General features: G+C 68.2%; 12 protein-coding genes. All 12 read left to right on the top strand.

The genetic code is table 11. The features are described 5' to 3' along the window. Positions 1-1,278, top strand: a complete 1,278-nt coding sequence (locus ACZ1JC_RS26435; RefSeq protein ID WP_465137333.1) for a spinster family MFS transporter — start codon at positions 1-3, stop codon at positions 1,276-1,278. Between the two features lie 70 nt (positions 1,279-1,348). Next, positions 1,349-1,912, top strand: a complete 564-nt coding sequence (locus tag ACZ1JC_RS26430; RefSeq protein WP_465137334.1) for a DUF4402 domain-containing protein — start codon at positions 1,349-1,351, stop codon at positions 1,910-1,912. Between the two features lie 203 nt (positions 1,913-2,115). Then, complete coding sequence (locus tag ACZ1JC_RS26425; protein ID WP_465137335.1) at positions 2,116-2,709, top strand: DUF4402 domain-containing protein; 594 nt, start codon at positions 2,116-2,118, stop codon at positions 2,707-2,709. 187 nt (positions 2,710-2,896) lie between these two features. Next, positions 2,897-3,394 carry a DUF4402 domain-containing protein gene (locus tag ACZ1JC_RS26420; protein ID WP_465137336.1) on the top strand — a complete coding sequence of 166 codons (498 nt, stop codon included), beginning with the start codon at positions 2,897-2,899 and terminating at the stop codon, positions 3,392-3,394. Between the two features lie 125 nt (positions 3,395-3,519). Next, positions 3,520-4,053: a DUF4402 domain-containing protein gene (locus tag ACZ1JC_RS26415; protein ID WP_465137337.1), complete on the top strand. Its 534-nt coding sequence runs from the start codon at positions 3,520-3,522 to the stop codon at positions 4,051-4,053. A 207-nt stretch (positions 4,054-4,260) separates the two neighbouring features. Beyond that, on the top strand, positions 4,261-5,202 hold the full coding sequence (locus ACZ1JC_RS26410) for a fimbrial biogenesis chaperone (RefSeq protein ID WP_465137338.1): 942 nt from the start codon (positions 4,261-4,263) through the stop codon (positions 5,200-5,202). Beyond that, entirely contained in the window at positions 5,199-8,651 is a 3,453-nt protein-coding gene (locus ACZ1JC_RS26405) for a hypothetical protein (RefSeq protein WP_465137339.1), read from the top strand. Before ACZ1JC_RS26410 ends, ACZ1JC_RS26405 begins: the two co-directional genes overlap by 4 nt. A 186-nt stretch (positions 8,652-8,837) precedes the next feature. Further along, positions 8,838-9,002 carry an AtzG-like protein gene (locus ACZ1JC_RS26400; protein WP_465137340.1) on the top strand — a complete coding sequence of 55 codons (165 nt, stop codon included), beginning with the start codon at positions 8,838-8,840 and terminating at the stop codon, positions 9,000-9,002. Then, the gene (locus tag ACZ1JC_RS26395; RefSeq protein WP_465137341.1) at positions 8,999-10,342 is read left to right on the top strand and encodes an AtzE family amidohydrolase; all 1,344 of its coding nucleotides are present in this window, start codon (positions 8,999-9,001) and stop codon (positions 10,340-10,342) included. Before ACZ1JC_RS26400 ends, ACZ1JC_RS26395 begins: the two co-directional genes overlap by 4 nt. A 32-nt stretch (positions 10,343-10,374) precedes the next feature. Beyond that, a complete protein-coding gene (locus tag ACZ1JC_RS26390; RefSeq protein WP_465138485.1) occupies positions 10,375-11,712 on the top strand; it encodes an NCS2 family permease in 1,338 nt (445 codons plus the stop codon). Next, positions 11,712-12,653, top strand: coding sequence for a 5'-methylthioadenosine/S-adenosylhomocysteine nucleosidase (locus tag ACZ1JC_RS26385; protein ID WP_465137342.1), 942 nt, complete (start codon positions 11,712-11,714; stop codon positions 12,651-12,653). The genes ACZ1JC_RS26390 and ACZ1JC_RS26385 overlap by 1 nt, the downstream gene beginning before the upstream one ends. A gap of 4 nt (positions 12,654-12,657) precedes the next feature. Beyond that, the gene (locus ACZ1JC_RS26380) at positions 12,658-14,241 is read left to right on the top strand and encodes a gamma-glutamyltransferase family protein (RefSeq protein ID WP_465137343.1); all 1,584 of its coding nucleotides are present in this window, start codon (positions 12,658-12,660) and stop codon (positions 14,239-14,241) included. The last annotated feature ends 44 nt before the right edge of the window (positions 14,242-14,285 follow it).

The raw sequence follows: 14,285 nt of genomic DNA, 5'->3' as shown, positions 1-14,285 counted from the left end.
ATGAGTGCCACCGCTTCCCTGCCGAAGGTTTCGTCACGCAAGCCCGCCTCTCCCAATCTGGTGCTGGCGATGCTGCTGCTGGTCTACATCTTCAACTTCGTGGACCGGCAGATCCTCGCCATCCTCGCCGCGCCGATCCAGAAGGATCTGGGGCTGGACGATGCGCAGATGGGGATGCTGGGCGGGCTGGCCTTCGCGATCCTCTATTCCACGCTGGGCGTGCCACTGGCATGGCTGGCCGACCGCACCAGCCGGTCCTGGGTGATTACCGGATCGCTGCTGGTCTGGAGCCTGTTCACCGCGCTTTGCGGTGCGGCGCAGGGGTTCTGGCACTTGTTCTTGGCCCGCCTTGGCGTCGGCGTGGGGGAGGCGGGCGGCGTCGCCCCGTCCTACGCGGTGATCGGCGATCATTTCCCCAGCGAGAAGCGGGCCTTCGCGCTGTCCATCTATTCGCTGGGCATTCCAATCGGCGCGGCAGCGGGCGTGCTGGCGGGCGGCTATGTCGCCGCGCGGGTGGATTGGCGCACGGCTTTCGTCGTCGTCGGGCTGACCGGGTTGCTGGCGGCCGTGCCGTTCCGCCTGATCGTGCGCGACAAGCCCAAGCCTGTGGTTGCCGCGCCCACCGTGCGCTTTGCAGATGTGGCTTCCACACTGATGCGCAAGAAGGCGTTCTGGCTGCTCTCGTTCGGCGCGGCGTCCAGTTCGATGCTGGGTTACGGCGTGATGTTCTGGATGCCCAGCCTGCTCCAGCGCAGCTTCGGGCTCGATCTGGTGCAAACCTCTTGGTTCCTGGGCGCGGTGCTGCTGCTGGGCGGCACCGTGGGCGTGCTGGCGGGCGGGCGACTGGCGGACCGGCTGGGCAGTGCAGACCGCGCCTTCTACGGCTGGGTGCCGGCACTGGCCTATGTTCTGGCGGTGCCGCTCTATGCCGGTGGCATCTGGACGCACAGCGTGCCCACTGCCTTCTTGCTGTTCCTGTTGCCGCAGGCGCTGGCCTACGTCTGGTTGGGCCCGGTGACGAGCGCGGTGCAGCACCTTGTCGAGCCGCCCGCGCGGGCGACGGCATCGGCGCTGTTCCTGTTGATCAACAACCTGATCGGCCTTGGCGGCGGCATCTATGCCCTGGGCGCGCTGTCGAAGGCGCTGACGCCGGTGTGGGGGGCGGAGGCGCTGCGCTATTCGATGCTGATCGGGCTGGGGCTCTATCTGCTGGCGGCGTTGCTGATGGCGCTGGCGGGGCCGGCGCTGCGCCGGGAATGGGTGCGCGAAAGCGCCTGATCCCAAAACGGGATTCCGGCCGGTGAGAGGGCTGGCTTGCGTCCGGGGGCCGGTATAGGCTGGCGCCGGGATGCATAGCTACGGGTGGCTCAATCGGACGGGGAACTTGCGCCTGCGCCATCTGGCGCCGCTGGCGCTTGCCGTCTTTGCCGTGCCTGCCGCCGCCGATCCGCCGCGCACTACCGTCACTGCCGATACGCGGCTGGATTTCGGCAAGATGGTGGTGGTGGATAGCGGCAGCCGCCGCATTTCGGCCAGCGGCATGGTGACGGACAGCGGTGTGCTCTCCGCCCCTGGCAACAGCACAAGGCCGGCGCAGTTCACCGTGGCCTACGATCGCGGCAACGAGAGCCGGCGGCCGCTCGATATTACCGTGGAAGTCGTGCTCTCGGCGCCGGGCACAATCACCAGTGGCGGCGTTTCGGGGAAGCTTTCCGCCTTCGAGACGGACCTTCCCGGCTATGCCACCGTCACGCCGGGTCAAGTGGTGCGGGTGACGTTCGAAAGCTGCGCGCAGCGCGTCTGTTCGCGCAGTTTCCGCGTCGGCGCGCGGATGGACCTGACGCGCCATTATGGCGGCGGCACGCTGGCGATGCCGCTGCCGATCGACGCCACTGTGGTGAGCGTGGACTGATCGGGCATTTGCCTAAGCAGGCATAAACGCCGGTCTTGCCGATTTCTTCCTAGAATGAACGGGATGGCCCGGTTTTCGGCCGGTGCGGAACCCCTGCGCCTGTTCGTCCGTTTCCCGGCGACGGAGGCGCTGGGGCCTCCGTGCCCGGCAGGGGGCGGGCCGGACGAACCGGAACTGGCGCAGATGCGCCGTGCAGCGAGTGAATGCCCGTGTCCCGATCGCCCGTTCTTCCCGTCGCCGCCGGCCTCCTGGCGGCCGGCGCCGTATCCGCGGCACAGCCTGCATGGGCTGCGCAGGGCGATGGCGAGGCCGGCCATGCCGCCGGCGTGGCCAGCGCTACGGTGGTGCAGCCGCTCTCGGTGCGCTCGCTGTCGGACCTCGATTTCGGATCGTTGGGCGAAGTCGGCGCGCAGGGCGGCAGTCTGGTGATCGCCCCCGGCACCGCCAAAGCCCGCTACGCCGGGGCCGCGCATCCCGCTTGCAGCGTCGATACCGCCGACTGCGCCGGCCCCCACGCCGCGCGCCTGCGCGTAGAGGGGGAGCCGGGCCGTGCCTACCGCGTGGTGCTGCCGGAATCGGTACTGGCGCATTCGGCGAATGGGGCGGACGAAGCGACCGGTCTGCCCGTCACCGGCCTCACCGTCCGTACCGACAGTCGCCCGCAGGCTGGCGGGCAAGGCGTGCTGGACAATGCCGGCGCGGACGGGTTTGAAATCGGCGGCGAATTGCGCATTCCGCCCGGCACGGCCGCCTCGCATTACCGCGCGCAAGTTCCGGTCATAGTCGTTTATGGTTGATTCGGCAGGATTTTCTGCCGGATTACTCATACAAGGGAATGAATCGGTCAGTACTTTGGTATGAAATGGAAGTATTGATTATTTTTCAGTAAGAACCCTCAGCATAAGTGCCTAGTCAACACGAGACGGGGTCGCCTCGTGCAGTTCGGTCGGTCGGGACGTCCGGACTATTCAGGAGGTACTTTTCATGAAGAAGCTTGCACTTGTTTCCGCACTGGCGGTTGCCGCCGCTTCGCCGCTCTTTGCCGGTTCGGCACTGGCCGCCACCGCGCAGGGCACCGCCACGGCCACCGTCGTCGCGCCGATCACGCTGACGCACACCTCGGGCGCGGCGCTGGCCTTCGGTTCGTTCACCGCCGGCACCGGCGGCACCGTGGTCGTCAGCTCGGCCGGCGCGGGTTCGAAGACCGGCGGCGTTGTCCTGGTCGCGGGCTCGACCAACACGGCGGACGCTTTCTCGGTCGGCGGCGATGCCAGCCGCGCCTTCACGATCTCCACCACCGGCAGCACCGTTGCCAGCGGTTCGAACACGATGGCCTTCACCACTGCCGCTTCGTCGACCGCCGGCACGCTCAGCAGCTCGGGCGCGGCCACCTTCACCGTGGGCGGCACGCTCACCGTGGGCGCGAACCAGGCCGCCGGCAGCTACACCGGCAGCTACGACGCGACCGTCACCTACAACTGACAACAGCTTTGGGGGGTGGGCCCTCCGGAGGCGCTGGGGGGCGCCATCCGAAGGTCCGTCCGTGTCGGCCCCGAGGGGGGCTCGGGGCCGACATACCTTTTCGCCAGCCGCCGCAAGGGATCGGGATGACCCGCAGGAGACAGAACCGGGCCAGTCTTGCTCTTCTCGGGGCAGCGCTTTTCGCGCTGCTTCCGGGGGCGGCGCTGGCGGCCGGGGCGAAAGGTTCGGCAACCGCCGAAGTGGTGGCGCCGGCGCAGATCGTGCCGCTGGCTTATCTGCGCTTTGGCAGCTTCACGCGGCCGACGACGGCCGGCACGGAGACGGTCAGCACGACCGGCACCGTCAGCGGCACCGGCGGCATGGCGGGCAACTTGTCCTTGCCGCAGGGGAACGGCGGGCGCGGGCAGGCCATGTTCCAGCTTAACGGGTCGGCCAACCGCCTTTATATCGTGTCCCTGCCGGGCACGACGACGATCTCCTCCGGCGCGGCGACGATGCAGGTGAGCGACTTCACATCGGACGCCGGCATCTTCGGCATAGGTGTGCTAGGGGCGTCCGGGCAGGATACGCTGAATGTGGGCGGCACGCTGAACGTCTCGGCCAATCAGGCGCCGGGCAATTACTCCGGCACGTTCACGCTGACCGTCTACTACCTTTAATGGATTTGCTGCACCGGCCCGCTCCCCCACCCGGCCACCCATCAGGGTACACTCGTGGGTGGCCGGGTGGGGGAGCGGGCCGGTGCCGCTACGAAAATGCGCATTCGCGCATTTTCCAAACAAACGCATAAGTACTTAAGTATGATTGCGCCTGATTCCATGCAGTTGCATGGGTGGAATTACTAGGGGCATTCGGGGGTCGCAGTTTTGCGCGTCGCATCGGTACTGGGGAACGGCGCGCGTCTGCTGCGTGCCGGCGGGTTGGCGACTCTTTGCGTCGCGACTGCCGCCATCGCACAGGACGATCCGCTCAAGGCTCCACCGCCACAAGCCGCCGCTCCCGTGCCCGAAGGCGCGGTGGGCGGCATGGGCGATATCAATCTCTACCCCAAGCGCGTGGTGATCGACGATCGCGCGCGCATCGCCTCTGTCGGGCTCTACAACCGCAGCATCGAGCGCGGCGAGTACGACATCACCATTGCCGACAAGATGATGACCAGCGACGGCCGCCTGCTCGATATCGAAACCGTCGATGCTGCCGATCGTGCGAAAGTCCACGGCGCCGCGGCGATGCTGCGCTGGTCTCCCCGCCGCGCGGTGTTGGGCGGTAGCGAGGCGCAGACGATCCGCATCATGGCCCGCGTCGCGCCGGATACGCCGCCCGGCGAGTACCGCGCGCACTTTTCCGCCGTGGCCGTGCCGCCAGAGGATGCCTCCTACTCGATCGAGCAGGCGGCGGGCGGGCAGAAGCCCAATTCGATCGGTGTGCGCATCGTGCCGCGCTTCGGCATCTCGATCCCGGTGATCGTCCGCGTCGGCCAGACCACGCTGACGGCGGGGATCGAGAACGCGCATCTGGTGCCGCTGCCCGGCGGGGGCAAGGGATTGCAACTGACCATCACCCGATCCGGCACGCGCTCCGCTTTCGGCGATATCGCCGTCACCGCGCCGGGTGCGAAGGCGCCGCTGGCGGTGCTGAAAGGGCTGGGCGTCTATACCGAGATCGACGCCCGGCAGGTTACCGTGCCGCTGGAGCCTGCCGCCGATCCGCGCCTTTTGGCCAGCGGTGCGAAGCTGACCGTCACCTACACCGATGACGATGTCGATCCCGGCAAAGTGCTGGCCAGCCGGGATCTCACCGTGCCGTGAGCCGGGGCCGGGGCGGCCGGGACGAAAGGCGGACTGGCTTTCCGAAGGCGGCCGGGCTGGTTCCGTTTCTGGCCGGCGCGTCGCTGCTGGCACGCGGGGATCGCGCCGCACCGACGGCTTCGCCGGCGGGGGAGGACGCCGCGCCCGCGCCGCATCATGCGCTGGCACAACGCCCCGTTCCCCGTCCCAGTTTCGCCGCGCTTCCGCTGCCGGGGCTGACCGCCAAACCGATCATCGTGCCGCCGCGACCATTGCCGATCCGGATGGCCCTGCAGGCTTCGGCGGCGCCGGTTGCTCTGGCAGCCGCCGACGTTCGCACGGAACCTTCGGCTGAACCTGGGCTCATTCCGGGGGGAAACACCGACCGTCAGCCTTTGGCGTCGGCTGCACCGCGCCCGCTCGACCCGTCGCCCGCCCCGATCGCGCTGGTGTTACCGGCGATGTCCGAGGTGCCGTTTCTGCCGGCGGTGGCTCCCCTGATCGACGGTACATCGGTAGCACCGGCTCCGGTGGTGGACCTGCCTGCACCGGTTCCGCTGATCGCTGCGCCGCCTCTCGCCACAGCACCTGCGAACGACCAGCGCCCGGCATTGCTGCTCGCCGTTACTCAGCATTCGGCGGCGGACACTCCGCCACCCGAGCCCCCGGAGCAGACCCTCGCAGCCTCGCGCGCGCTGCCAGCGCCCAGCTTCGGCCTCGGCAGTCCCCAAGCCGCCAAGGACGCCGCCCCCGCAAGCCCGGCCAATCTGGCCCCCGCCAATGCCACGCAGACCTTTCCCGCCAATGTCACCCCGGTCATCACCTACGATGACGAGGTGATCCTGGCGGTGAAGGTCGCCACGGCAACCGGCACCACCGGGGGTGAGGACACCGTGATCGCCTATGGCACGCGCGGCGGGCTCTACCTGCCGCTGGGGGCACTGGCGCGGACGCTCGATCTGGCGATCTCGGTCGGGGACGAGGGCAATTACGCCAGCGGCTGGTTTCTGGACGAAAATCGGCACCTGACGATCAACTTGCGCGAAGGCACGGCGGAGGCGGGCGGCAAGGCGGTTCCGCTGGCGAAAGGCGATGCCGTTGCCTTCGACGGCGAACTCTACGTCCGGGCCGAGCGCATCGGTGATCTGCTGCCGCTGACGGTTACGCCGAACCTGCGCGACCAGTCGATCGTCATCAAGACGCTGGAACCGTTCCCCGTCGAACAGCGTCTGGCCCGCGAGGCAGAGCGTGAGCGGCTGGGCAACGAGCAGGCCTCCGCCGCCAATGCCGAACGGCGTTTCCCGCGAGAGGATACGCCGTGGCTGCCGATCTCGATGCCGATGGCCGATATCGAAACGCGCGCGGTGTCGGACACGACGCTGGGCGAGCGGGTGGAGACCGACTTGCGGCTGGCGGGCGACCTCGCCTGGATGAGCGCGCAAGTCTTCCTGACCCATTCCACGCGCGATGGGCTGACGGCGGCGCATATCGAACTGGGCCGCACCGATCCCGATTCCGATCTGCTGGGGCCGCTCCATGCCACATCGTTCGCGATGGGTGACGTGGCGACCACTTCGCTACCCATCGGCCTGCGCGGTGTCGCGGGGCGCGGGGGTACGGTGACCAATGCCCCGGTGGAGGCGGCATCGGTGTTCGACAGGATCGACCTGCGCGGCCAGCTTCCCGATGGCTATGAAGTGGAACTCTACCGCAACGGCGTGCTGGTGGGATCGACGCGGCTGGCGGTCAACGGGCAATACCAGTTCCTGCAAGTGCCGGTCGATTACGGGCTGAACCTGTTTCGCCTTGTGTTCTATGGGCCGCAGGGTCAGCGCAGTGAGGAAGTGCGGCGCATTTCCGTGGGGGATGGGCGGCTGTCGAAAGGGCAGGTCGTCTACACCGTGGGCGCGGTGCAGAAGGACGAGAACCTGCTGGGCGTCACCGCGCCGCGTTTCATTCCGGGGCTCGATTACGGCCGCTGGCGGGCGAGCGCGCAGCTTGCCTATGGCGTGACCTCGGGCGTGACGGCGATGGTCAGCGGCGGCTGGTTCGACAGCGACTTTGGGGACCGCTGGCTGGCCAGCGCCGGCCTGCGCACCGGGCTGGGCGGGCTGGCTGCCAAGCTGGACTTTGCCATGCAGGACGGGGCGATACCTCTGGGCGGCGTCGGCAAAACCGGGCGCGCGATCGAGGCGGGGCTGGGCGGGCGGGTGTTGGGCGCGTCCTTCACGCTGACCCATGCCGAATATCGCGGCGATTTCCTGGACGAAGTGCGGGTGTTCGACGGGCAGCCGCTGCGCCGCGTCACCGAACTGGACGCCAATGCCACGCTGCGGCCCGGCGGCGAAGGCGGGTTGTCGATTCCGCTCTATGCGCGGGCGCGACGGATCGAATATGCCTCGGGCGAAGTGCAGACCACCGCCTCGCTGCGCGGATCGGCGCGGGTGGCGGGGGTGCTGGCGTCGAACACGCTGGAATATTCGCGCTATGAGCCGGCGAAGGGCGTGGGCGGCGGCATCGTCAACCAGCTGATCGGCACGTTCGACCTTTCGACGCTGAACGGATCGCGCACGCAAGTCCGCGCTTCCGCCAGCTACACCGTGCTGCCCGATCCCCGGCTGGAGGCGGTGTCGCTGGAAGTGGACCGCTCGCTGGATGATCGGACGCTGGTGCGCGCCTCGGTGGCGCAGACCTTCCGCCGTAGCGATACCCAGCTAGGCCTGTCGGCAGAGCGTCGTTTCCGCCGTTTCACGCTGGCGTTCGATGGTACCTATGGCCTGCGCAACAAGGTTCATTCGGTGGCGCTGCGGCTGGGCTTTGGCTTCGGCCGCGATCCGCTGACCGACCGCGTTTATGTCGCGCCGCCGGGGCAGGCATTGTCCGGCGCGGTGGCCTTGCGCGCCTATGAGGACAACAATGGCGACGGCCAATACGACGCGGGCGACAAGGTCCTGCCCGAAGTCGCCTTCGGTTCCGGCACCGGCACGGGGGAGACCGATGGGCAGGGCGTAGTGCTGCTCACCGGCCTGCCTGCCGGCACGCGCGCCAGCGTTCAGGTCGATCCCACGTCGCTGCCCGATATCGCGCTGGCCCCGGTTACGCGCGGCATCGAAGTGGTGCCGCGCCCCGGCCGCATCCACCGCGCCGACTTTGCAGTGGTGGCGATGAGCGAGATCGAGGGGACGGCCTATTTCGAAGGGGCGGCGAGTCCCGAGGGAAAGGCGCGCTCGCGCGGGGTTTCCGGGCTGCAACTGCGGCTGATCGATACTGTCGGAAAGGTCGCATCCAGCGCGCGGACCGAGGCGGACGGGTTCTATCTGTTCGAACAAGTGCGCCCCGGTCGCTACACTCTGGCCATCGATCCCGATCAGGCGGCGCGACTGAAGATTGCCCTGCGCGAAGCCGTGGCGGTGGATGTCGGCCCCAGCGGCAGCACGCTTTCGCGCGACCTCTTCGTGGTTCAGAAATAGCGTACTGATTTTTGCAACGATCCGTCCGGATCATTGCGTTTGATAGATCGCCGCGTGCCGGGCAGAGCATGACTTATGTGTCGCGTTCTTCCGATCTCCGCTCCTCTCTGTGCCCGACTTGCCTGCCCTGCCACGCATCGGCAGGATCAGGCGAACGGCTTGCACCGCTGAGGAGGACCGCTAGACGTGACCGAAGCGCCAACCGACCGGATTCCCCGTTCGCCCGCCGAAATCGTGGCCTCCGCTGCCGCGCGCGGGCTGACGATCCCACCCGAATGCATGGAGGGCGTCGCGGCCAATCTCGCGCTACTGGCGCGCCATGCGGAAATCCTGCTCGGCAACGGCAAGTGACGGCCAGCGCTCTTGAAATCGCCGCCGCCGTGCGCGGCGGGCGGCTCACTGCGGGCGAAGTGGTGGAGCTTTGCCTCGCCGCGCTGCCGCAGCCTGCGGACGATCCGCTGGTGGCGATTACCCGCTTGCTGCCCGAACGCGCCCGGGCCGAAGCGGCGGCGGTCGACGCGCTGGTCGCGGCGGGCAAGGATCCCGGCCCGCTCGCCGGCGTGCCTTATGGCGTGAAGGACCTGTTCGATGTGGCGGGCCTGCCCACCACCGCCGGCTCCACGCTCTACGCCGATGCGCCGCCGGCCGTGGCGGATGCCGAAGCCGTCGTCCGGCTCAAGGCGGCTGGCGCGGTGCTGGTCTGCACGCTCAACATGGACGAATTCGCTTACGGCTTCGCGACGATCAACGCGCGCCATGGTACGACCCGCAATCCTCACGATCCCTCCCGCCTTGCCGGCGGATCCTCGGGCGGCTCGGCGGCGGTCGTCGCGGCCGGGCTGCTCCCTTTCTCGCTGGGGTCGGACACCAATGGTTCGGTCCGCGTGCCGGCGAGCCTCACCGGGCTCTACGGGTTGAAGCCCAGCCATGGCGACTTGCCGCTGGCGGGCGTGTTTCCCTTCGCCGAAAGCTTGGACGATGTCGGGCCCTTCACCCGCACGGCCGCCGACATGGCGCTGGTGTGGGAAGTGCTGTCCGGCCGTAATGTATCGACCGGGACGGACCCGGTCCGGATCGGCCGGCTGGCCGGGCGGTTTCGGGAGAATGCCGATCCCGACCAGCTTGCCGCTATCGACGCGCTTGCCGCCGACGCCCCGCTGGTGGAGCTGCCCGATATCGCCCGCGCCCGCTCGGCCGCGTTCCTGATTACCGCCTTCGAGGGCGGCAACCTCCATCGCAAAGCCTTGTCCGTTTCGGCCATGGCCTTCGATCCCGCGACGCGGGACCGTCTCCTCGCGGGTGCACTGCTGCCCCGGGCACTCTACGAGGAGGCGGTGCGTTTCCGGGATGCATTTCGGGCGCAAGTCCATGCGCTGATGGCGCAGTTCGATGTGCTGCTGGGCCCGGCGACCCCCTGCGTCGCCCCGCCCATCGCCGATCCGCGCATAGAGATCGACGGCGCGCTCAGCCCCGCGCGGGCCGATCTTGGCATTCATACGCAGCCGATCAGCTTCACCGGGCTGCCCTCGCTGGCGGTTCCGTTGTACCGTCCGGGACGCCTGCCGCTCGGCCTGCAGCTTATTGGCGCGCCGGGCGGAGAACCGGCGCTGCTGAAGCTGGCCGCACGGCTGGAGGCACAGGGCGTGACGGGCGCGACAATACCACCCGGAAACACAACCGGGTCGCAATAAGGGGCAGAAGCGTGACGGAAACTACGAGCACCATGGAGGGACCGCCCGGCGGCAGGCTGGAACGCTGGTTCACGCTGAGCGAGCGCGGCACCAATGCCCGCACCGAAGTGCTGGCGGGCGTCACCACGTTCCTGACCATGGCCTATATCGTGCTGGTCAACCCGGCGATCCTGGGCACGGCGGGAATGCCGGTGGCCTCGGTCGCGGCGGCGACGTGCTTTGCCGCCGCTTTCGCCTCGATCCTGATGGGGTTCGTCGCCAATACGCCGCTGGCGCTGGCGCCGGGCATGGGGCTCAACGCCTATTTCAGCTTTACCGTCGTACAGCAGATGGGCGTGCCCTGGCCGGTGGCGCTGGGCTGCGTGTTCATTTCCGGCGTGGCATTCCTGGTGCTGACCGTAACCGGCGTGCGCCAGCTGATCGTCGCCTCCATCCCGCAATACCTGTTCGCGGCAGTGGCGGGCGGCATCGGCCTGTTCATCGGCTTCATCGGCTTCAAGGATGCCGGCATCATCGTCGCCAATCCGGCAACCTTCGTGGCGCTGGGCGACCTCAAGGCCCCCGGCGCGGCGCTGGCGCTGTTCGGGCTGGTGCTGATCGGCGCGCTGAGCGTGTGGAACGTGCGCGGGGCCATGTTGATCGGCATTCTGGCCACCACCGTGGTCGCGTGGCTTTTCGGCATGGTCTCCGTCAGCCCCGAACCCTATTCGCTGGAGGCGTTGACCGGCACCGCGTTCAAGCTGGACCTTGCCGGCGTGTTCGGCCTTTCCGGCAGCCATGGCCTCGGCCTGTTGGAAATCCTCTTCGTGTTCCTGTTCGTGGACCTGTTCGACAATATCGGCACGCTGGTCGCCGTGACCAAGCGGGCGGGGCTGATGGATAGCGAGGGGCGCATCCCGCGCCTGAACCGTATCCTCATCACCGATGCTACCGCCACCATCGTCGGTTCGATGGCGGGCACCAGCACCGTCACCAGCTATGTCGAAAGCGCGGCGGGCGTGCAGGCGGGCGGGCGCACCGGCTTGACCGCCGTGGTCACCGGCCTGCTGTTTCTGGCGACCATGTTCGTTGCACCCTACGCGCAATTGATCCCGCTGGCGGCCACGGCTCCCGCGCTGATCATCGTTGGCGGGCTGATGCTGCTGCCCTTGACCGAGGTGAAGTGGGAAGACCCGCTGGCCGCGATCCCCGCGTTCCTGACCGTGGCGATGATCCCGTTCACGTTCTCGATCGCCAATGGCCTGGCCTTCGGCATCACCGCCCACGCCGCGCTGAAGATCGTGCGCGGCACGGTAGAGAAGAAGGACTGGTTTCTGCTGGTGCTGGCGCTGCTGTTCGTCGCCCGCTTCGTCTGGATGGGGGCTGCCTGATGCGCGCGATGACTGCACTTGCCGGGGCCATCGCGCTTACGGCCACGCTCACCACCCCGGCCCTCGCGGCCGACAAGCTGGACGCCACCCCGCGCACTTTGGTGATGACGGCCTACGAGCCCGAATGGAACGCGCTGGTCCATGCGGTGCAACAGCCGATGTCCTACCAGCTCAACGGCATGACCTACATGACCGGCGTGCTGGAGGGTAAGCCGGTGCTGCTGATGCAAAGCGGCGTTTCGATGGTCAACGCGGCGATGAATACGCAGCTGGTGATCGACCGGTTCGCGGTGAAGCGCATCGTCTTTTCCGGCATCGCCGGCGGCGTCGATCCGGGCCTGTCCATCGGCGACGTGATCGTGGCGGAGAACTGGGGCCAGTATCTGGAAGTCTCCTTCGCGCGCCAGACCGATGCCGGCTGGTTGCCGCCGGAGAAGACCGCCACCGGTGCGCCGGGCAACTGGGAATTCATGTATCCGCGCCCGATCCGCGTCAGCAATGCGGTGCAGGGATCGCAGCATGTCTTCACTTTCGCGATGGATCCACAACTGCTGGCGCTCGCCCGGAAGGTGGCGCCCACGGTGAAGATGGAGCGCTGCGTTACGGCTGCCGTCACCCAGCGGGCCGGGTCGGAGCTGTGCCTGCCGCACGATCCCAAGGTCGTGGTCGGTGGCACCGGGGTCAGCGCCGGGGTCTTTGCCGACAATGCGAAGTTCCGCGAATACCTGCACGCCGCGTGGAACGCGCGCGTGCTGGACATGGAAAGCGCGGCGGTGGCGCAAGTCGCCTATGCCAATCAGGTGCCCGCCATCGTCTTCCGCAGCCTGTCCGACCTTGCCGGCGGCGATCGCGAGAAGAACATGGAGGACACGTTCGAGCATCTCGCCTCGGTCAATTCCGCGCATGTCGTGCGTGCGTTCCTGACCGCGCTGCCGGACTGACGCGATGGGATTGACCACCGTCACCAGCGCGCGCGGGATCGTCACCGCACCGCACTATCTCGCGGCCGAAGCGGGGCGGTCGGTGCTGATGGACGGCGGCAATGCGGTGGAGGCCACCGTGGCCGTCGCCGCGACGCTGGCGGTGGTCTATCCGCATATGACCGCCATCGGTGGCGACGGGTTCTGGGTAATCCGCGAGCCGGATGGACAGGTTCATTCGATCCATGGTTGCGGCGGCGCGGCGGCGAAGGCGGACCTGACGCTCTACGCCGGACTGGATGCAGTGCCGACGCGCGGGCCCCTCGCGGCGAACACCGTGGCAGGGACGATCTCCGGCTGGGCGACAGCGCTGGAGAGCGTCGGGGGCTCGCTGCCGCTGGAGCGCCTGCTACGCGATGCGATCCACTATGCGGAGGAGGGCGTGGCCGTCACCGCCGGCGGCGCGGCCATCGCCGCGACCAAGGGCGATGAACTGCGTAGGGCACCGGGCGGCTATGCCACGACATTCGAGCCGGAAGGGCGTCCGCTGGCCGAGGGCGATGTGCTGCGCAATCCGGCGCTGGCGGGGACTTTGCGCAAGCTCGCGCAGGATGGGCTCGACAGTTTCTATCGCGGCGAACTGGCGGCACGGATCGTCGAAGACCTTGCCGCACTGGGCAGCCCGGTATCGGCGGCGGACCTTGCGGCGCATCGGGCCACGCGGCCCGCGCCGCTCTCCGTGCCGATCCGTGGCGCGCGGCTCTACAACAGCGCGCCGCCTACTCAAGGCTTTGCCTCGCTGGTGATCCTTGCATTGTTCGACCGGCTTGCTGCCGATGCGCCCGACGGCTTCGCGCACGTCCACAGCCTGGTGGAGGCGACCAAGCAGGCCTTCCTGCTGCGCGACGCGCATGTCGGCGATCCCGCCCATACGGATTACGATTTTCAGGGCCTGCTGGACGATGCGGCCGCGCTGGATGCCATGGCGGCGCGGATCGATCCGGCCAAGGCGCTGGCATGGCCGCAGCCGCCGCAGTGGGGCGATACCTGCTGGTTCGGCGCGGCGGACAGCGAGGGGCGCGTGGTCTCCGCGATCCAGTCGACTTATTTCGAGTTCGGCTCGGGCCTCGTGCTGCCGCAGACCGGGATCGTCTGGCAGAACCGGGGCAGCTCGTTCCGGCTTGCGGAGAGCGGCTGGAATGCGCTGAAGCCCGGCCGCAAGCCGTTCCACACGCTCAATCCGGCGCTGGCACAGTTCGATGACGGGCGCGTCATGGCCTATGGCACCATGGGGGGCGAGGGGCAGCCGCAGACGCAGGCCGCACTGTTCAGCCGCTATGTCCGTTTCGGCATGGACCTGCAGCAGGCGATCAGCGCGCCGCGCTGGCTGCTGGGGCGGACCTGGGGGGATGTCACGACCTCGCTCAAGCTGGAGGATGGATTTGACGACGCGCTCTATGCCGAACTGGCGGAGGCCGGGCACGATGTGGAGCGGGTTGGCGCGCTGACGGCGACGATGGGCCATGCCGGGGCCGTGGTGCGCCTGCCGGATGGTACGTTCGAAGGCGCAACGGATCCGCGCAGCGATGGTGGTGTCGCGGCGTGGTGAGCCTATCGCCGCTGTCCTCCCCGGTACGGGGAGGGGGACCGCCG

The organism is Sphingomonas sp. BL-S-28, assembly GCF_055521515.1.
Note: the sequence above shows the minus strand (reverse complement) of the source record. Positions and strands in the feature narration are given on the sequence as shown.